Annotated in this window: 16 protein-coding genes; 8 read left to right on the top strand and 8 right to left on the bottom strand. The window is 68.5% G+C overall.

Annotated features, from left to right (window positions below; translation table 11 throughout):
* The first annotated feature begins 2 nt into the window (after positions 1 to 2).
* From AC3AP7_RS07840 to AC3AP7_RS07830, 3 genes are all read left to right on the top strand, one after another.
* The gene (locus tag AC3AP7_RS07840) at positions 3 to 1,475 is read left to right on the top strand and encodes an efflux transporter outer membrane subunit (protein ID WP_475764223.1); all 1,473 of its coding nucleotides are present in this window, start codon (positions 3 to 5) and stop codon (positions 1,473 to 1,475) included.
* 415 nt (positions 1,476 to 1,890) lie between these two features.
* Positions 1,891 to 3,336 carry an NAD-dependent succinate-semialdehyde dehydrogenase gene (locus AC3AP7_RS07835; RefSeq protein ID WP_475764224.1) on the top strand — a complete coding sequence of 482 codons (1,446 nt, stop codon included), beginning with the start codon at positions 1,891 to 1,893 and terminating at the stop codon, positions 3,334 to 3,336.
* Between the two features lie 532 nt (positions 3,337 to 3,868).
* Positions 3,869 to 4,435, top strand: a complete 567-nt coding sequence (locus tag AC3AP7_RS07830; protein ID WP_475764226.1) for a cysteine hydrolase family protein — start codon at positions 3,869 to 3,871, stop codon at positions 4,433 to 4,435.
* A 123-nt stretch (positions 4,436 to 4,558) separates the two neighbouring features.
* Here the strand turns inward: AC3AP7_RS07830 and AC3AP7_RS07825 are convergent, their stop codons facing one another.
* Positions 4,559 to 5,467, bottom strand: coding sequence for a LysR family transcriptional regulator (locus tag AC3AP7_RS07825; RefSeq protein WP_475764228.1), 909 nt, complete (start codon positions 5,465 to 5,467; stop codon positions 4,559 to 4,561).
* A 162-nt stretch (positions 5,468 to 5,629) separates the two neighbouring features.
* Here AC3AP7_RS07825 and AC3AP7_RS07820 point away from each other — a divergent pair, with 162 nt between their 5' ends.
* Positions 5,630 to 5,953, top strand: a complete 324-nt coding sequence (locus AC3AP7_RS07820) for a thioredoxin family protein (protein WP_475764230.1) — start codon at positions 5,630 to 5,632, stop codon at positions 5,951 to 5,953.
* Positions 5,954 to 5,980: 27 nt separating this feature from the next.
* Here AC3AP7_RS07820 and AC3AP7_RS07815 read toward each other — a convergent pair whose 3' ends face one another.
* Positions 5,981 to 6,328, bottom strand: coding sequence for a chaperone modulator CbpM (locus tag AC3AP7_RS07815; protein ID WP_475764232.1), 348 nt, complete (start codon positions 6,326 to 6,328; stop codon positions 5,981 to 5,983).
* Positions 6,325 to 7,260: a DnaJ C-terminal domain-containing protein gene (locus tag AC3AP7_RS07810; RefSeq protein ID WP_475764233.1), complete on the bottom strand. Its 936-nt coding sequence runs from the start codon at positions 7,258 to 7,260 to the stop codon at positions 6,325 to 6,327. The genes AC3AP7_RS07815 and AC3AP7_RS07810 overlap by 4 nt, the downstream gene beginning before the upstream one ends.
* 674 nt (positions 7,261 to 7,934) lie before the next feature.
* Between AC3AP7_RS07810 and AC3AP7_RS07805 the strand changes: the two genes are divergently transcribed.
* Together AC3AP7_RS07805 and AC3AP7_RS07800 are read left to right on the top strand one after the other, a co-directional pair.
* Positions 7,935 to 10,205 carry a PAS domain S-box protein gene (locus AC3AP7_RS07805; protein WP_487362687.1) on the top strand — a complete coding sequence of 757 codons (2,271 nt, stop codon included), beginning with the start codon at positions 7,935 to 7,937 and terminating at the stop codon, positions 10,203 to 10,205.
* Positions 10,202 to 10,849 carry a response regulator gene (locus tag AC3AP7_RS07800; protein WP_475764237.1) on the top strand — a complete coding sequence of 216 codons (648 nt, stop codon included), beginning with the start codon at positions 10,202 to 10,204 and terminating at the stop codon, positions 10,847 to 10,849. Before AC3AP7_RS07805 ends, AC3AP7_RS07800 begins: the two co-directional genes overlap by 4 nt.
* A gap of 19 nt (positions 10,850 to 10,868) precedes the next feature.
* Here the strand turns inward: AC3AP7_RS07800 and AC3AP7_RS07795 are convergent, their stop codons facing one another.
* From AC3AP7_RS07795 to AC3AP7_RS07785, 3 genes are all read right to left on the bottom strand, one after another.
* The gene (locus tag AC3AP7_RS07795; RefSeq protein WP_475764239.1) at positions 10,869 to 11,852 is read right to left on the bottom strand and encodes a zinc-dependent alcohol dehydrogenase family protein; all 984 of its coding nucleotides are present in this window, start codon (positions 11,850 to 11,852) and stop codon (positions 10,869 to 10,871) included.
* Between the two features lie 38 nt (positions 11,853 to 11,890).
* The gene (locus AC3AP7_RS07790) at positions 11,891 to 12,166 is read right to left on the bottom strand and encodes a DUF1488 family protein (protein WP_475764241.1); all 276 of its coding nucleotides are present in this window, start codon (positions 12,164 to 12,166) and stop codon (positions 11,891 to 11,893) included.
* Positions 12,167 to 12,301: 135 nt separating this feature from the next.
* Positions 12,302 to 12,769: a universal stress protein gene (locus tag AC3AP7_RS07785; RefSeq protein ID WP_475764243.1), complete on the bottom strand. Its 468-nt coding sequence runs from the start codon at positions 12,767 to 12,769 to the stop codon at positions 12,302 to 12,304.
* Between the two features lie 745 nt (positions 12,770 to 13,514).
* On the opposite strand from AC3AP7_RS07785, the gene AC3AP7_RS07780 reads away from it, so the two are divergent.
* Positions 13,515 to 13,787 carry a hypothetical protein gene (locus tag AC3AP7_RS07780; RefSeq protein ID WP_475764245.1) on the top strand — a complete coding sequence of 91 codons (273 nt, stop codon included), beginning with the start codon at positions 13,515 to 13,517 and terminating at the stop codon, positions 13,785 to 13,787.
* Between the two features lie 94 nt (positions 13,788 to 13,881).
* Entirely contained in the window at positions 13,882 to 14,199 is a 318-nt protein-coding gene (locus AC3AP7_RS07775; RefSeq protein ID WP_475764247.1) for a DUF4148 domain-containing protein, read from the top strand.
* A 306-nt stretch (positions 14,200 to 14,505) separates the two neighbouring features.
* Here the strand turns inward: AC3AP7_RS07775 and AC3AP7_RS07770 are convergent, their stop codons facing one another.
* Together AC3AP7_RS07770 and AC3AP7_RS07765 are read right to left on the bottom strand one after the other, a co-directional pair.
* A complete protein-coding gene (locus AC3AP7_RS07770) occupies positions 14,506 to 16,185 on the bottom strand; it encodes a SpoVR family protein (protein ID WP_475764249.1) in 1,680 nt (559 codons plus the stop codon).
* Entirely contained in the window at positions 16,182 to 17,453 is a 1,272-nt protein-coding gene (locus AC3AP7_RS07765; RefSeq protein WP_475764251.1) for a YeaH/YhbH family protein, read from the bottom strand. Before AC3AP7_RS07765 ends, AC3AP7_RS07770 begins: the two co-directional genes overlap by 4 nt.
* Positions 17,454 to 17,550 lie beyond the last annotated feature (97 nt).

The following is a 17,550-nucleotide window of genomic DNA, read 5'->3' as shown; positions in this document are numbered from 1 at the left end:
CGATGTCCTGCAAACCTCTCGCGGCATTGCTGCCGCTGCTGCCTCTGCTGCTCGCCGGCTGCATGGTCGGTCCCGACTATCACCGTCCGGGCGTCGCGGTGCCGGCGAGCTGGCACGAGCTGCCCGGCTGGAGCGCCGCGCAACCGGATGCGGCCGGGCCGAAAGGCGACTGGTGGACCGCGTTTCACGATCCGCTGCTCGACACGCTCGAACCGCAGGTCGTGGTGTCGAACCAGACCGTGCGCCAGGATTACGCGAACTACCAGGAAGCGCTCGCCGAAGTGCGCATCGCGCGCGCGAGCCTGTTCCCGACCCTCGGCATCACCGGCTCGGCCACGCGCTCGCGCGCCGCGGTGAGCAGCAGCGCGAGCCGAGGGGGGGGCACCTACGTGTCGACGACGAACTCGGGGACGCTCGAAGGCAGTGCGAGCTGGCAGCTCGACGTCTGGGGCCAGGTGCGCCGCACGATCGAGGAAAACGCGGCCACCGCGCAGGCAAGCGAGGCCACGCTTGCCAACGCCACGCTGTCCGAGCAGATTGCGCTCGCGACCGCGGTGATCGACCTGCGCGCGAGCGACGCCAATATCGACCTGCTGCGCCAGACCGTCGCGCAATACCGGCATTATCTCGACGTGGTGGAAAACCAGGACCGCGCGGGCACGGTCGCGCCGTCCGATCTGATCACCGCGCGCACGCAGCTCGAAACCGCCCAGGCGAACCTGATCGCGCTCGGCGTCGCGCGCGCGCAGTACGCGCATGCGATCGCGGTGCTGGTCGGCAAGAATCCCGAGGACCTCGACATCCCGTATGACCCGGCGCTGCCGGCGCTGCCGTCGATCCCGGCCGGCGTGCCGTCGACGCTGCTCGAACGGCGTCCGGACATCGCGACGGCCGAGCGGCAGATGGCCGCGCAGAACGCGGCGATCGGCGTGGCGATTTCCGCCTATTACCCGAGCGTGTCGCTGTCGGCGCTCGACGGCTTCACGCAGTCGCCGCTCGGCGGGCTGCTGCACGTGGCCAATTACGTGTGGTCGCTCGGCGGCAGCGCGACGCAGACGCTGTTCGACGGCGGCGAGCGCAGCGGCGAAGTCGCGGCCGCGCGCGCCGCGTACGACGCCGCGGTCGCCAACTATCGCGGCACGGTGCTGACCGCGTTCGAGGACGTGGAAAACGACCTGTCGGGCCTGCGCATCCTCGAACAGCAGGCCGGCGCGCTGCAGGCGGCGGTGCGCGACGCGACCCGCGGCGCCGCGATCGCGCTGAACGAGTACCAGGCCGGGACGGTCGACTACACGACGGTGGCCACCGCGCAGGCCACCCAGCTGACGAACCAGCAGTCGGCGCTGTCGGTGGAGGAGCAGCGGCTCGTCGATTCGGTCAACCTGATCGGCGATCTGGGCGGCGGCTGGTCCGCGGACCAGCTGCACGACCCGCAGCATCCGCCGCGCAAGGCGAGCGAGGAAGCGTCGAAGTAAGCGTCGCGTCGTTCAGGCCGCAAGGATTTGCGAGGTTTTCTGCTGTACCCGACGTGCCGCCTGCCGGGTTTGCCGTTCGGGTTTGCCGTTCGGGTTTGCCGTTCGGGTTTGCCGTTCGGGTTTGCCGTTCGGGTTTGCCTGCCGCGTTTGCCTGCCGGATCTGCCGGGCGAATCGTCGGCACCGGCCCGGCTTCGCGCCGGCGCTGGCCGCCACCCGTGCGCGCGCCGCAACCCCGCCGCACAGTCCCGAAGCGATCCCGGAGCGGCCGCGCACGCACCCGCCCGCCGCCGCGTTGCCGTCCGGCTTGCGGGTAGCTTCGCGCACAATCGGCTAAGATGGCCGCTAGCCCCGTTTTGTCCGGGCCGCCTGCGTTGCGCACGGCGGCCCTCCGCCTTCCAGTCCGAGGAACCCAGCATGACCACATCCAGCAGCTATCCCGATACCCGCCTCCTGATCGACAACGAATGGTGCGATGCCGCAAGCGGCAAGACGCTCGACGTGATCAACCCGGCGACCGGCAAGCCGGTCGGCAAGGTCGCGCACGCCGGCATCGCCGATCTCGACCGGGCGCTCGCCGCCGCGCAGAAGGGCTTCGCCGCCTGGCGCAAGGTGCCGGCCAACGAGCGTGCGGCGATCATGCGCAAGGCCGCCGCGCTGGTGCGCGAGCGCGCCCCCGAAATCGGCCGCGTGATGACGCTCGAACAGGGCAAGCCGTTCGCCGAAGCCCGCATCGAGGTGCTCTCCGCAGCCGACATCATCGAATGGTTCGCCGACGAAGGCCGGCGCGTCTACGGCCGCGTCGTGCCGTCGCGCAATCTCGCGGCGCAGGCGCTGGTGCTCAAGGAGCCGGTCGGTCCGGTAGCCGCGTTCACGCCGTGGAACTTCCCGGTCAACCAGGTCGTGCGCAAGCTGTGTGCCGCGCTCGCGAGCGGCTGCTCGTTCCTCGTGAAGGCGCCGGAAGAAACCCCGGCGTCGCCCGCCGCGCTGCTGCAGGCGTTTGTCGAAGCGGGCGTGCCGGCCGGCACGGTCGGCCTCGTGTTCGGCAACCCCGCGGAAATCTCCAGCTACCTGATCGCGCACCCGGTGATCCGCAAAGTCACCTTCACCGGCTCGACGCCCGTCGGCAAGCAACTGGCCGCACTCGCCGGCCAGCACATGAAGCGCGCGACGATGGAGCTGGGCGGCCACGCGCCGGTGATCGTCGCCGAGGACGCCGACGTCGCGCTCGCGGTCAGGGCGGCCGGCGCCGCGAAGTTCCGCAACGCGGGCCAGGTGTGCATCTCGCCGACGCGCTTTCTCGTGCACAACAGCATCCGCGAGGAATTCACCGCGGCGCTCGTCAAGCATGCGCAAGGGCTGAAGCTCGGCGACGGCCTCGCCGAGGGCACGACGCTCGGGCCGCTCGCGAACGCGCGCCGCCTCACTGCGATGGCCTCGCTGATGGACAACGCCCGTTCGAGCGGTGCGAAGGTCGCCATCGGCGGCGAGCGCGTCGGCAGCGAAGGCAACTTCTTCGCGCCCACCGTGCTGACCGACGTGCCGCTCGAAGCCGACGTATTCAACAACGAGCCGTTCGGCCCGGTCGCGGCGATCCGCGGGTTCGACTCGCTCGAAGACGCGATCCGCGAAGCCAATCGTCTGCCGTTCGGCCTCGCGGGCTACGCGTTCACGAAATCGTTCCACAACGTGCATCTGCTGTCCCAGCAGCTCGAAGTCGGCATGCTGTGGATCAACCAGCCGGCCACGCCCACGCCGGAAATGCCGTTCGGCGGCGTGAAGGATTCGGGCTACGGCTCGGAAGGCGGTCCGGAAGCGATGGACGCCTACCTCGTCACGAAGTCCGTCACTGTGATGTCCTGACACGCGGGCGCGGCGCCTGTGCGCGCCGCGGCGGCCCCGCAGGGGGCCGCGCGCGTTCCGGCCGCGACGCGCGCGGCGCGCGCCCTGTTCGTCGCGGTGTCCCGGTGTCCCGGTGTCCCGGTGTCCCGGTGTCCCGGTGTCCCGGTGTCACGGTGTCACGGTGTCACGGTGTCACGGTGTCACAGTGTCACGGTGTCACGGTGTCGCACGCGCGCCAGCAACGGCACCGGCCGCGTCGCGCGCAGCGCGGCGGCACCCTGTCACGCATCGCCGGGCCGGGCGTCGCAGCGCCCAGCCGAACGCAACAGGGAACCTATCCGAACGCCAGCCGCCATCCGGGCGCCGGCGCGCCCGCAGGCTGTCCAGCGCGACCGCAGGCTGTCCGGCATCCCGATCCCCGCGCAACCTTCGCCGCGGATGCGCGAAAAGGCACGCGCGGTACCCGTCGCTCTCCCGCCGCCCGGCGTCACCACTGTTGCGCTTGGGCCCCGGCGCTCCCCGCGCCATTCACCTGAACCCGGAAGGAAAACCCATGGCCATTACCACGCTCGACCCCAGGACCGCGCTGATCGTCGTCGATCTGCAGCGCGGCATCGTCGCCTTGCCGACGGCCCCCCACCCCGCGGCCGACATCGTGCGCACCACGCGCGTGCTGCTCGACGCGTTCCGCCAGCACCGGCTGCCCGTCGTGCTCGTCAACGTGGCGGGCGGCGCGCCGGGCCGCAACGAACAGGGACCGCGGGCCACTGCGTTCCCCGACGACTGGGCCGAGCTCGTCCCTGAACTGGCGCGTCAGCCGGACGATCACGTCGTGACCAAACACACGTGGGGCGCGTTCACGAATACCGGGCTCGGCGCGCATCTTGCCGCGCTCGGTGTAACCCAGGTGGTGATCGCCGGGATCGCGACCAGCATCGGCGTCGAATCGACCGCACGCTTTGCGCACGAACTCGGCCTGAACGTGACGCTCGCAGTGGACGCGATGACCGATCTGAACGCGGACGCGCACGACAATTCGATCGCGCGCATTTTCCCGCGACTCGGCGAAACCGGCACGGTCGCGCAGATCGTCGCGCTGCTGGCGCAAGCCCAGGGCTGAGGGCGAGGGGCTATCGGCTATCGGCTATCGGCTATCGGCTAACGGTCGACGGCTAATGCCCCCCAGCCCGGGCGCGCGCACGCCCGACCGCAAGTGCGCGCCGGGGCGACGCGCGCGGACCGCTCACTCGGCGAGATCGGGGTTCTGCCGCGCCAGTTCGGTCACCCAGTCGGTGAACGCGCGCACCCGGGACGTCAGGCTGCGCCGGTGCGGGTAGACGATCGACAGCGGCGTCGGCGGCACCTGGTAAGCCGTCAGGATCTCGCGCAACTCGCCGCGCGCAATCCGCTCCGCGACCATGAAGCGCGACGGCTGGATGATCCCGTAGCCGAGCACGCCGGCGCTGATGTAAACCGAGCCGTCGTTGACCGCGAGCACGCTCTCCAGCGTCACCTTGACGGTCTCGCCGTTCACCGCGTACTCGAACGGGAACATCTTCCCCGAGCGCGCGGACACATAGTTGACCGCGCGATGCGTTTGCAGTTCGTCGAGGGTGGTCGGCGTACCATACTCGTCGAGATAGTCCGGCGAAGCGCAGGTCGTGATGCGCGAGCTGCCGATCCGCCGCGCGACGAGGCTCGACTCTTCCAGCCGGCCCATCCGGATCACGCAGTCGACGCCGTCCTGGATCAGGTCGATGTTGCGGTCCGCGAGACCGAGCCGCACGTCGATCTGCGGATAGCGCTGGTAGAAATCGCCGAGCGCAGGCAGCAGCAGCGCGCGGGCAATCGTGCCCGAGGTGTCGACGCGGATCGTGCCGGCTGGCGTCTGCCGCTTGTTCGACAGCGACGACTCGGCATCCGCGAGGTCCGCGAGAATGTTGATGCAGCGCTCGTAGAACAGCGCGCCGTCCTCGGTCACGCTGACCTGGCGCGTCGTACGGTTCAGCAGCCGCACGCCGACGTGCTCCTCGAGCCCCTGGATCAGGTTGCTCACCGAACCGCGCGGCAGATCGAGCAGCTCCGCAGCCTTCGAGAAGCTGTTGGTTTCCACCACGCGCGTAAAGACTTCCATGGCCTGCAGGCGATCCATCGGGATAATCCTCTGTAATGACGGTCGGGCGCGATCGCAACATGCGCCGGCTTCATTATGTCCGAGGCGGGCCCCCGCCGTGCGCGGCCCGCGCGGGCGGCCGACCCGGCGGGCCGGTTTCGGCTACAGTCGGGTGTCCATCCATCGTCTGCCGGAGTCTCGATGACCGCTGCCGTTCCCTACTCCCCCGCCGCGCCGACGCGCGCCGAAATCGACGCGCTCGCGGGCGCCGCCGTCCTCGAATTCGGCACCGACTGGTGCGGCTACTGCCAGCGCGCGCAGCCGCTGATCGATGCCGCGTTCGCCGGGCGCGACGATGTGCGCCGGCTGAAGATCGAAGACGGACCGGGGCGCGCGCTCGGCCGCTCGTTTCGCGTCAAGCTGTGGCCCACGCTGATCTTCCTGCGCGACGGCGCCGAAGTCGCCCGGGTCGTGCGGCCGACACAGCCCGAAGCGCTCGCCGAAGGCTTCGCCGCGCTGGCCTGAGCAGCACCGCACGAAAACGAACGCTGGCTAGCTGCGCCCGGGACGGCGCGGCCGCGCGCGCAGCGTGGCAATCTCGTCGAGCAGGTCGAGCGCGAGCGCGATCCCCGGCGGATTGATCTGCAAGTCGTGCGCGAGGCGCTGCGCGGTCCGCACGCGGCGCAGCGCCGCGCCGCTGAAGCGCCACTCCTGCGGCCCCGTGCCGCGCGGCTCGAACGCACCTTCGGCCACCCACAGCGTAACCTCCTCGGCTGACGCGCCGCTCACCCGGCACAACTCCACCAGCGTGAATTCGACGCCATCGTCGACAAGCTGGCCTTCCAGATAGGTCGTCACGGATCCTCCTCCATTCGGCGCTGGCGCCTGCGACGCATTCATGACAGCGGGGCGCGCGGATCGAAGCGGAACGCCCGCCGCATCGCCTCATAAGCGGCCCGCGCGGGCTCGCTGTCGGCCGGCGGCAGCACGATCGCGAGCACCGCGTAGAAATCGCCCGGCGGCTGTGCGGGGATGCCCTTGCCCTTCAGCCGCAGGCGCCGTCCGGCGGCCGAGCCGGCGGGCACGGCGACTTCGAACGTGCCGTCGGGCGTGGGCACCTCGACGCGCGCGCCGAGCGCCGCTTCCCACGGCGCGACCGGCAGGTCGATCGACACGTCGCGGCCGTCCACGCGAAAGCGCGGGTGTGCGTGAAAGCCGATCTCGAGATACAGGTCGCCGGGCGGCGCGCCGCCGACCGCCGGACCGCCCTGACCGGCCAGCCGCAGATGCTGCCCCGCGCGGATGCCTTTCGGAATCGCCACGTCCAGCGTGCGCGTCGTCAGCGCGACATGGCCCTGCGCGTCGAGCGCCGGCATCTGCAGCGTCACCGTGCGCTGCGCGCCGCGATAGGCGTCTTCCAGATCGATCAGCACCTTCGCATGGTGATCCTGACCGGCCATCGCCGTAGCGCCGTGCGGCCCCGCCCGGTGACGCCCGCCGAACAGTTCGGCGAAGAAATCGTCGAGATCCGGCCCTGCCGCATCACCCCGCTCGCGGCCGCTGAATTCGAAGCCCTCGTCCCAGTCCGGCGGCGGCTGGAATTCCTCGCCGGCGCGCCAGTTGCTGCCCATGCGGTCGTAGGCGGCGCGCTTTTCCGGATCTTTCAGCACCTCGTAGGCTTCGCCGACCTCCTTGAAGCGCGCCTCCGCATCGGTCTCGCGGCTGATGTCGGGATGGAACTTGCGCGCGAGCTTGCGATAGGCGCGCTTGATGTCGTCCTGGGTCGCGGCGCGCTCGACTCCGAGGGTTGCGTAATAGTCCTTGTATTTCATCTGACCGGCAGCCCTCCGCGCAGGGTGGATCGGGATGACGACGGCATGCTTGCCCTCCTACTCTATACGAACGCGCGGCCGGCGGGCGCGGCAAATCGGCGCCCCGTTGCCGGTCATCCTCGCACGGCGCGCCGCATCGAGCGGCTGATCCCACGCCTGGCCGGGCGCTCGATCCAGCCTTTGATTCGCCGCTTGATCCAGATCAGGCAGCGTCGGCGCCGGATCGCCGAAGATAGGCCGCATCGAGGCACGCGCACCGCGCGCTGCCGCTGCGTTCCCGTCCAGGATTGCGCGGTCAAGAGCCCCCGCGCAATATTCGGCGCCCTGTCTTATGGGCGCCTTTTTTTGTCGGCATGCGGGCCAACGACCTGGCCGCGCCGCCCCCCACGGTCCGCCCCGGCGCACCGCATCGACGCTGCGCGCAGCGGACGCCGTCTCGCCGCGACCTGCCGCTACGGACGCCATGTCGAACAGCATTGGCAGCGACCGCGCGTCCGGTGCAAAATGTTAATCACAATTCGTTCCCGCTCGTCTCCGTGCGCCGGACGCGGCGGCGCGCCTCGCCCGCGCGCGCGGCATCCGGCCGACCGGACAAGACCCCATCCCGACAGAACGAGTCACTCCATGATCCGACATGGCAACGCGCGCCCCCACGCAGTCGCGCTCCCGCTTCCGTGCGTAACCGGTTGACCGCGCTGGTCCGGCACCCGGCCTTCGCTGGCGTCCTCACGTTCGCACTCGTGCTGGCCATCGCGCTCGGCACGTGGTGGCGCGTCGAGGCGCAGACCCGGCAGGCGGCGCGCAACCGCTTCGTGCTGCACACCGCACAGATCACCAGCGATCTGCGCCACGATTTCGCCGCCTGCGAAGACGTGCTGCGCGGCGCGGGCGCCCTCGTCGCGACCACGCCGGCGCTCACATCCGACGCATGGCGCCAGTACGTGGCGCGCCTCGATCTCGACGACACGCTGCCGTACGTCCGCGCGCTGGGCTATGCGCCGCTTGCTGCAGCCGCTGCGTCTGCCACGTCCGCTGCGCCCGCTGCGTCGACTGCACCCGCTGCACCCGCAGCACCCGCAGCACCCACCGCAACCGCTGCAACCACCGCAACCACCGCAACCGCAGCAACCGCAGCAACCACCGCAACCGCTGCACGCCCGGAACCCGCCGCGCCCGCCGCATCTCCCCCGGCTGGCGCCCCCGCATCGTCCCTCGCGGGCGCGCCCGCCGACGCCGGCGCCGTGCCGGCCGCCGCCGTCACGCTGATGGCGCCGCACTACGACGGCGCGCCGCCCGATGACGTCGATCTGGCCCGCGAGCCCGACCGGCGCGCCGCGTTGCAGCGCGTGCTCGCGTCCGGAAAGTCCGCGCTCGCGATCATTGCCGCGCCGCGGGGCGTCGGCGGCGTCACGCTCGCGCCGCATCTCGAACTGTATCTGCCGGTCTACGACGGCGACGGGTCCACCCCCGCCGCCGGACGTCGCGTGATCGGGGTCCTGATCGCGATAATCGATGCGCGCGCGCTGTTCGCGCACGGGCTCGCGCATCCGTGGGGCATCGCGCTGCAGGCGCTCGCCGGGCCCGCCGCGACGCCGCTCTACTACTCGGAGCCGCCGGGCGACCTGGGCGTGGACAGCGCGTCGGCCATCCGCCACACCGCCTTCCTGCGCATCGCCGGCCTGCCGCTCACGCTCGTCTACACGGCCGACGAGCGCTATCTGGCCGCCGGCACCGACTACACCGGCCCCGCCGTCCTGCTCGGCGGTCTGCTCTGCACGCTGGCGTTCGCCGCGCTCGCGTGGCTCGCCGCGCGCCAGCGCAGCGGCATCGTCAGCGAAACGCGCCGCGCCCGCACCCAGTCGAGCCTCGACGAGGCACGCATGATGGGCATCATCCGCTCGTCGATGGAGGCGATCATCACGATCGACGAACAGCAGCGCGTCGTCATCTTCAACCCGATGGCCGAGCAGCTGTTCGGCGTGCCCGCGATGGAGGCGATCGGCGCGCCGCTCGCGCGCTTCATCCCCGAGCGGTTTCGCGACGCCCATGCGCGGCACGTCGACCAGTTCGGCGTGACCGGCGTGTCGGACCGCCAGATGGGCAAGCAGCGCGTGCTGTTCGGGCTGCGCGCGAACGGCGAGGAGTTCCCGATCGAGGCGTCGATCTCGCAGATCCGCGACGCGAGCGGCAAACTCTATACCGTCATGCTGCGCGACGTCACCGAGCGCGTCCGCGCCGACGAAGCCCAGCGCAAGGCGCGCGAAGAACTTCGCGAGCTGTCCGCGAACCTGCAGTCGGTGCGCGAGGAGGAAAAGACGCGCATCGCGCGCGAACTGCACGACGATCTCGGCCAGCAGCTGACCGCGCTGAAAATGGATCTTTCCGCGCTCGAAGAGCGGCTCGCCGAACCGGACACCGCGCGCGACGGCCTGTTCGCGCATCTGCGCGAGATGCGCCGCCTGATCGATGCCACCGTCGCGTCGGTCCGGCGCATCGCGGCCGATCTGCGGCCCGTGATGCTCGACGACCTCGGCCTCGTGCCGGCGATCGAATGGCTCGCGAACGACTTCACGAACCGCTACGGCATCGACGTCGCGCGGCAGATCGAGGTGGCCGGCATCCGCTTTAGCCGGCGCAGCGCGACCACCGTGTTCCGCATCGTCCAGGAGGCGCTCACCAACGTCGCGCGTCACGCGGATGCGACCCGCGTCACGCTGGAAATCCGCGTGAGCGGCGACACCTGCGTGCTGCGCATCGCCGACAACGGCAAAGGGGTCGATCCGCATGCGCGGCCCGGCGAAAAATCCTTTGGACTGCTCGGCATGCGCGAACGCGCGCACATGCTCGGCGGCTCGGTCGACATCCGGACCGGCAACGGCGTCGGGTTTGCCGTCGTCGTCACCTTCCCATTACATGCGATAGAAGAACAGGAGAGCCCGACATGACCCGAGTGCTGATCGCGGACGACCACGCGCTGGTGCGCGATGGCCTGCGGCACATCCTGCAAAGCGTGAGCGGCTTCGACGTCGCCGGCGAGGCGAACGACAGCGCGAGCACGATCGCGCTGATCCGCTCGACCGACGCGCAGGTGCTGGTGCTCGACCTGTCGATGCCGGGCCGCAACGGCATCGAGCTGATCCGCCAGATCAAGGACGAGAAGCCCGCGCTGCGCATTCTCGTGCTGACGATGCACGCCGAGCAGCAGTACGCGGTGCGCGCGTTCAAGGCCGGCGCCTCCGGTTATCTGACCAAGGAAAGCGCGAGCGCGGAACTGGTGTCCGCCGTCACGAAGATTGCGGCCGGCGGCGTCTATGTGAGCCTCGCGATGGCCGAGCGCTTCGCGCAGAGCCTGAACGAGCCGGCCGAGTCGTTGCCGCACCAGCGCCTGTCGGACCGCGAGTTCGACGTGTTCCGCCGCATCGCGTCCGGCCAGACGATCACCGAGATCGCCAACGAACTGTGCGTCAGCACCAAAACCGTCAGTACGTACAAGACCCGCATCCTCGAAAAGATGCAGATGCCGCACGAAGCCGCGCTGGTGCGCTATGCGGTGCGCCACAAGCTGTTCGGCGAGGACGAGGGCGTATGAAGCGGCGGTGCGCGCGGCGTCAGCAGGTGAGCACCGCGGCGCCGCTCACGCGGCCGGCGCGCAGATCCGCGAGCGCCGCGTTCGCGTGGCGCAGCGCATACGTGCGCGTATGAATGTCGAGATGCGTCTCGCCCGCGATCCGCAGAAAAGCGCTACCGTCCGCGCGGGTCAGGTTCGCCACCGACACGACGCGCCGCTCGCCCCACAGGAACGCATACGGAAAGGCAGGGATGTCGCTCATGTGGATTCCCCCGCACACGACGATGCCGCCCTTCGCGACCGCCCGCAGCGCCTGCGGCACGAGTGCGCCGACCGGCGCGAACAGCAGCGCCGCGTCGAGCTCGACCGGCGGCAGCGTGTCGCTGCCGCCCGCCCAGCACGCGCCGAGCGTGCGGGCGAACTGCTGGGCGGCGGCGTCGCCGGGGCGTGAAAACGCATACACGTCGCGCCGCTGGTGACGCGCAACCTGCGCGACCAGATGCGCGGCCGCGCCGAAACCGTACAGGCCGATGCGCTGCGCGTCGCCGGCCATCGCGAGCGCGCGGTAGCCGATCAGGCCCGCGCACAGCAGCGGCGCCGCCTCGACGTCCGAATACTGCGGCGGCAGCCGGAAACAGTAGCGGCTGTCGGCAACCGTGCGCTCCGCATAGCCGCCGTCGAGCGTGTAGCCGGTGAAGCCCGGCGCGTCGCACAGATTTTCGCGCCCCGTTGCGCAATAGCGGCAGCCGCCGCAGGTATGGCCGAGCCAGGGCACGCCGACGCGCTCGCCCAGCCGGAATCCGCTGACGCCCTCGCCAAGCGCGGCGACGGTGCCGACGATCTCGTGACCGGGGATGACCGGGCGCTTCGGGTCCGGCAGTTCGTGATCGATCAGGTGCAGGTCGGTGCGGCACACGCCGCACGCGCGCACGTCGATCAGCAACTGGCCTCGCGACGGCACCGGATCCGGCCAGTGCTGCTCGTGCAGCCGCGCCGCGCTGCCGTCGTAGACCATCGCACGCATCGTGTCCGCTCCCTCGCGCGGCGCGCGCCGCGCGCGTATCAACTGCAGAAGCGGAACACCGCGCTATGCAGCAGCACCGGCCGTCCGCCGACTTCGTTCAGCATCTGCTGCGCCGCGTGCTCGATCGCCGAACGATGCGCGTCGAACGCTGCGAGCAGATCGCTTTCGCGCAGCGAGGCCGCGCCGAAATGGTCCTCCAGCGCCTCGCCGGTAATCACGCACTGCACCGGCTCGCCGTCGACGATCGCCGTGAATGCGAGCACCAGATCCCGGCCGCAATACTCCGGGATTTCCTGCGGAAAATGGATATGCATGGCATCTGCCCGAGAATCGGCGCAGCCCGCGGTCGGACGGCCACGAGCGCGCGCTGCTTCCAGCATAGTCGACGCACGCCGTGCGGCAAGGCGCAAACCGGCGCGCGATCGCCCTCCCGTGCCCGCCCTCGCCTGTCAGACCGGCTCGACGGCCGGCGCTTCCTCGCGGACCAGCAGCACCGGACAGGTCGAAAAACGCAGGAAGCGCTCGGCGACACTGCCGAGCACGAGGCGCCGGATACCGCGGCGGCCGTGCGTGCCCATCACGACCAGGTCGGCCGGCCAGCGCTGCGCCTCATGCTGCAGACAGCTTGCGACGTCTTCGCCCGGGCTCGCCGTGTCGAGCAGGCGCGCCTCGCCGTCGATGCCGGCTGCGGCGAAGCGCCGGCGCGTGTCGTCGAGCACACGCTCGCCCTCGCCGCGCAGCGCCGCCAGGTAGGCGCGCGGATCGTACTCGCCCGCGTACGTGAACGAGACGGACTGGTCGAGCACGTACACCGCGCTCACCTTGCCGCGCCCCGTCCGGGCCATGCCGATTGCCTCGTCCAGCGCCCGCTGCGACGAGGCGCTGCCGTCCACCGCGACCAGAATCCGCTGATACATGTTTCGCCCCCCTGCGCCGAAGCGTGACGCGTGGTCGCCCGCGCGCCGCCCGGCGCGCATGGCGCGATCGATAGCTCATCATCGGCTTCTTTGCGGACGGGTGCTTGACGTGAATCAAGTGCTCCGGCGTGCGGCGCACAAGCCGGCACGATAGTCGCAGAGCTCGTACGCTGGGAAGGCACGGCCCAGTTTCATAGGATAACGAATCAATCTGCATGTCGCGCAGCGGGCGTACTGTGCGCATCCACATCGTTGCAAGCGGGGGGTCGGAACCTGCGGGAACGGTCATGCACAAAAAGCACTCCACCGACCGGTTTCGCGGTGGAGCGCCAACAGACACAACACACACACTGCTCACAGGAGCCTCTGCAGGGTACGGCGCCAAAACCCGCGTTTCAAGTCACAAAACGAATGCGAACCGTGCGGTGGCGCACTGACGCTGCCGCCCCGCTCGTGTCGGCGATTGCGCAAACCGACGCCCGGTCGGATGGCATGCCGTCATCGCTGCAAGAAACCCCACTGGATCCGTTCATGGGCTTGACAGCGTGTGTGCCCTCCGCTGTCGGCCAGGCGTGGCGGGCTTTTCACGATTGTCGGTGAAATCGAAATAGTCATTTCGAGCTATCGACACAAATATTCGATAGTAAGGGTATACACTGCATTCCATCGACGTTGCAGACAGAGCCCAACCGGACCTTCGCAGCGCCACCCTTAAATGAAGTTGAATCTGAAAGGAGTCACGATCATGACGAACAAGATCCTCGCCGCTGTCCTCGTTGCCGCTTCCGCCACCCTCGCCGCGCCGGCGTTTGCAAGCGGTTTCGGTCCCGCGCCGTTCTACCGCCCGGCTGTGGGCGCGCCGGCTTCGCAGCAAGGGCAAAACGCGCAGACCGTCGCGGCCGAGCGCGGCAACGCGGCCGCAGCGGATCGCGCGTTCGGCGGCGTGGCGGACCAGACGTCGCAGTCGGGTGCGCGAATCGACGTGAACGGTGCAAACCCGGTTTATTTCGGCCATTAATCCGGCCGCGGCGCAATAGGTATCGAGCGCCCAGCGACCCGCGAGGCGGGTTCGCCGAGGGGAGCCGATAAAACAATTTTCGGAGGTCAAGATCATGAAGTCGCTTATCCAGGCTGTTGCCATTGCTGCTGTTCTCGCTGTCCCCGCGGTGTCGTTCGCTCAGTCGAACCAGCCGCTGACCCGCGCCGAAGTGCGCGCGCAACTGGTGCAACTCGAACAGGCCGGCTACACCCCGTCGCGCGGCCGCGACCCGTACTATCCGGCCGACATCCAGGCCGCCGAAGCACGCGTTCACGCGCAGCAAGGTGACACGAGCGGTTTCGGCCCGGCTAGCGCAGGGAGCTCGCAGGCAGGCCAGCGCACCGACACGGCCGTGAGCTCGTACTCGCCGCCGGTGTATGTGGGCCACTGATCGGCCGCCGGGCACCGCGCGTGCCGGACAACAGGCGTGGACCCGCTGTCAAAAGCGGGTTCGCGCGCGAAGAAAGCACTCCTCCGTCGCCACCTTGCTGGTGACTTCGCCCGGTCCATGACCGGGCGTTTTTTGATGGTGGATTGGCAGAACCCGGACGGGGTATCGGATCGATCCGTGTCCCGATCTCCGGGACACGGGGACACCGGGACACGCGTCAAAAAAAGAAAAAGCCAGCGCAAAGGCTGGCCTCGCCAGACAGGCGAGCGCCCATGACGGACGCCGCGCCCCTCACCCACGTCGCGGCTAGACGCGCACCGTGGGCGCCCGATAACGGCATTCGTAGCGCTTTCTGACCGTCCCGTTCTCGTCGACACTCTCCAGGAACACGTCGAACTGCCACAGCCGCGCCATGTGCTTGAGCACCTCGTCGGAATCGTTGGACAGATGGCGGTTGTCGCTCATGAAATGCCGCAGCGTCAGACTGCGGTCGCCGCGCGTGTTGACCGACCAGACCTGGATATTCGGCTCGCGGTGATGCATGTCGTATTGCCGTGACAGCGCCTGCCGCACGTACTGATAGCCGCTCTCGTCGTGGATCGCCGACACTTCGAGCGCATCGCGCATGTCGTCGTCGAGCACCGAGAAGAGCCGCATTTCGCGGATCAGGTGCGGCGACAGGTATTGCGCGACAAAACTCTCGTCCTTGAAATTGCGCATCGCGTAGTGCAGCGCCGGCAGCCACGGGCTGCCCGCCAGCTCCGGAAACCACTTGCGGTCTTCGTCGGTGGGCGTTTCGCAGATGCGGCGGATGTCGCTCATCATCGAAAAGCCGAGCGCGTACGGATTGATCCCGCTGTAATACGGCTTCGTGACCGGCGGCTGGTAGACGACATTGCTGTGCGAATGGAGAAACTCCATCATGAAGCCGTCTTCCAGCTTGCCCTGGTTATATAGCGTATTGAGCAGCGTGTAGTGCCAGAACGTAGCCCAGCCCTCGTTCATCACCTGGGTCTGGCGCTGCGGGTAGAAGTATTGGCCGATCTTGCGCACGATGCGGATCACCTCGCGCTCCCACGGCTCCAGCAGCGGCGCGTTCTTTTCCGCGAAGTACAGCAGATTTTCCTGCGGCTCGGGCGGATAGCGCGTGTCGGTTTCTTCCGGCAACGGGGTATGGCGGTTCGGCAGCGTGCGCCACAGTTCGTTGACCTGCGACTGCAGGTACGCCTCGCGCTCGCGGCGCGCGATCGCCTCCTTTTCGAGCGACAGCTTCTGCGGACGCTTGTAGCGGTCGACGCCGTAGTTCATCAGCGCGTGGCACGAATCGAGCAGTTCCTCGACGCGATCGAGCCCGTAGCGCTCCTCGCACTCCGCGATATAGTTTTTTGCATAGACCAGGTAGTCGACGATCGCGTGCGCGTCCGTCCACAGCCGGAACAGATAATTACCCTTGAAAAACGAATTGTGCCCGTACGCCGCGTGCGCGATGACGAGCGCCTGCATCGTCATCGTGTTCTCTTCCATCAGGTACGCGATACAGGGGTTCGAGTTGATCACGATCTCGTACGCAAGCCCCATCTGGCCGCGGCGGTAGCTCTTCTCGGTGGCGAGAAAGTGCTTGCCGAAGGACCAGTGCCGGTAGTTCACCGGCATCCCGACGGATGCATACGCATCCATCATCTGCTCCGCGCTGATCAGCTCCAGCTGGATCGGATAGACGTCCAGCTCGTATTGCTCCGCAACATGCGCGATATGCGTGTCGTATTCCTCGATCAGCTCGAAGGTCCAGTCGGACGGACACGGCAACGGATGCCTGTCAGCGATGTTCATACGGACTTCCCTTTGCCCGTCGGCGGGCGTTCCGGTGTGTCCCCGTTCCGCAGTGCTCTCTTCGGACGCGGTGCCGGCGGGGCCGGCCGCGCCGGCCTCCGCCTTGCGCTCCGGCTGATAGCCCCGCGCTTCATTATGTAGATGTTTGGCGCTCATGATGACGCCACCTGCTTCTCGAACAGCTCGCGGAACACCGGGTAGATGTCCGAGGCGGTCTCGACCTTTTTCATGGCCATGTGCGGCTGCGTGACGGCCAGTTGCGCATATTCGAGCCACAGGTTCTGCTCTTCCGGCGTGACCTGGATATACGCAAAATAACGCACCTTGTCGAGAATGTCATCTGCGAGGATCTTGCGGCATTTCGGCGAATCGTCGGTCCAGTTGTCGCCGTCGGACGCCTGTGCGCCGTAAATGTTCCATTCGCTCGGCGAGTAGCGCTCCTCCATCACCTTTTTCATCAGTTCAAGCGCGCTCGAGACGACCGTGCCGCCGCTTTCGGTCGAATGGAAGAACGTGTCCTCGTCGACCTCTTCGGCGCGCGTATGGTGGCGGATGAACACCACTTCGATGCGCTCGTAATTGCGCTTCAGGAACAGGTACAGCAGGATGAAGAAGCGTTTGGCGAGATCCTTGCGCTGCTCGTCCATCGAACCGGACACGTCCATCAGGCAGAACATCACCGCCTGGCTCGACGGCTGCGGCTGCTTCACGCGGTTCACGTAGCGCAGGTCGAACGGATCGATGAACGGAATGCGCCAGATGCGTCCGCGCAGGTGGTGAATCTGCTCTTCGAGCACGCGGATCTCTTCGCGGCGGTCGGCCGGGTCGGCCTTCAGTTCTTCGAGTTCGCGCTCCAGTTCATGCAGTTCGTTGACGAGCGGCGCGCCGAGCGCGATGCGCCGACCGAGCGCGCTGCGCAGCGAACGCACCACGTCGATGTTGTTCGGCGTGCCTTCCGCGGCCCAGCCCGCGCGGATGTTCTTCCACGTCGGCACCGCGAGCAGATGGGTTTTGACGAGGCGCGGCAGTTCGAGGTCGTCGAAGAAATACTGCATGAATTCCTCGCGGCTCAGCTCGAACACGAAGTCGTCCTGGCCTTCGCCCTCGTTGCTCGCCTGGCTGCCGCCGCCGGCGCCGCCCCCGCCCTGCGGGCGCGGAATGCGGTCGCCGCGCACGTAATCCTCGTTGCCCGGATGCACCATCTCGCGCCGCCCGCCCGGCCCGTGCCGGAACGACGGTTCCGCGATGTCCTTGCGCGGAATCGTGATGCTCTGGGTGTTCTGGATGTCCTTGATGCTGCGGTCGCGCACCGCGTCCGAGACGGCGCGGCGAATATAGTTCTTGACGCGACGCAGGAAGCGTTCGCGGTTCGCAATACTCTTGTTCTTGCCTGCTAGCCTGCGGTCGATGATTTGATGAAGCACATCCGGTCTCCCGCTCTGATTTCGGGTGTGCGGCGCGCAGGCGGCGGATGCGGCGTTCGCCTCATCCGGCCCGCGCCCCGCAGGGGGCCCGCGCGGC

The organism is Paraburkholderia sp. PAMB 6770, assembly GCF_057748135.1.
Note: the sequence above shows the minus strand (reverse complement) of the source record. Positions and strands in the feature narration are given on the sequence as shown.

What these genes read in the sequence shown, in the direction of transcription:
- AC3AP7_RS07840 (WP_475764223.1), top strand. Translation starts at nt 3, where the DNA reads ATGTCCTGCAAACCTCTCGCGGCATTGCTGCCGCTGCTGCCTCTGCTG.
- AC3AP7_RS07835 (WP_475764224.1), top strand. Translation starts at nt 1,891, where the DNA reads ATGACCACATCCAGCAGCTATCCCGATACCCGCCTCCTGATCGACAAC.
- AC3AP7_RS07830 (WP_475764226.1), top strand. Translation starts at nt 3,869, where the DNA reads ATGGCCATTACCACGCTCGACCCCAGGACCGCGCTGATCGTCGTCGAT.
- AC3AP7_RS07825 (WP_475764228.1), bottom strand. Translation starts at nt 5,467, where the DNA reads ATGGATCGCCTGCAGGCCATGGAAGTCTTTACGCGCGTGGTGGAAACC.
- AC3AP7_RS07820 (WP_475764230.1), top strand. Translation starts at nt 5,630, where the DNA reads ATGACCGCTGCCGTTCCCTACTCCCCCGCCGCGCCGACGCGCGCCGAA.
- AC3AP7_RS07815 (WP_475764232.1), bottom strand. Translation starts at nt 6,328, where the DNA reads ATGAATGCGTCGCAGGCGCCAGCGCCGAATGGAGGAGGATCCGTGACG.
- AC3AP7_RS07810 (WP_475764233.1), bottom strand. Translation starts at nt 7,260, where the DNA reads ATGAAATACAAGGACTATTACGCAACCCTCGGAGTCGAGCGCGCCGCG.
- AC3AP7_RS07800 (WP_475764237.1), top strand. Translation starts at nt 10,202, where the DNA reads ATGACCCGAGTGCTGATCGCGGACGACCACGCGCTGGTGCGCGATGGC.
- AC3AP7_RS07795 (WP_475764239.1), bottom strand. Translation starts at nt 11,852, where the DNA reads ATGCGTGCGATGGTCTACGACGGCAGCGCGGCGCGGCTGCACGAGCAG.
- AC3AP7_RS07790 (WP_475764241.1), bottom strand. Translation starts at nt 12,166, where the DNA reads ATGCATATCCATTTTCCGCAGGAAATCCCGGAGTATTGCGGCCGGGAT.
- AC3AP7_RS07785 (WP_475764243.1), bottom strand. Translation starts at nt 12,769, where the DNA reads ATGTATCAGCGGATTCTGGTCGCGGTGGACGGCAGCGCCTCGTCGCAG.
- AC3AP7_RS07780 (WP_475764245.1), top strand. Translation starts at nt 13,515, where the DNA reads ATGACGAACAAGATCCTCGCCGCTGTCCTCGTTGCCGCTTCCGCCACC.
- AC3AP7_RS07775 (WP_475764247.1), top strand. Translation starts at nt 13,882, where the DNA reads ATGAAGTCGCTTATCCAGGCTGTTGCCATTGCTGCTGTTCTCGCTGTC.
- AC3AP7_RS07770 (WP_475764249.1), bottom strand. Translation starts at nt 16,185, where the DNA reads ATGAGCGCCAAACATCTACATAATGAAGCGCGGGGCTATCAGCCGGAG.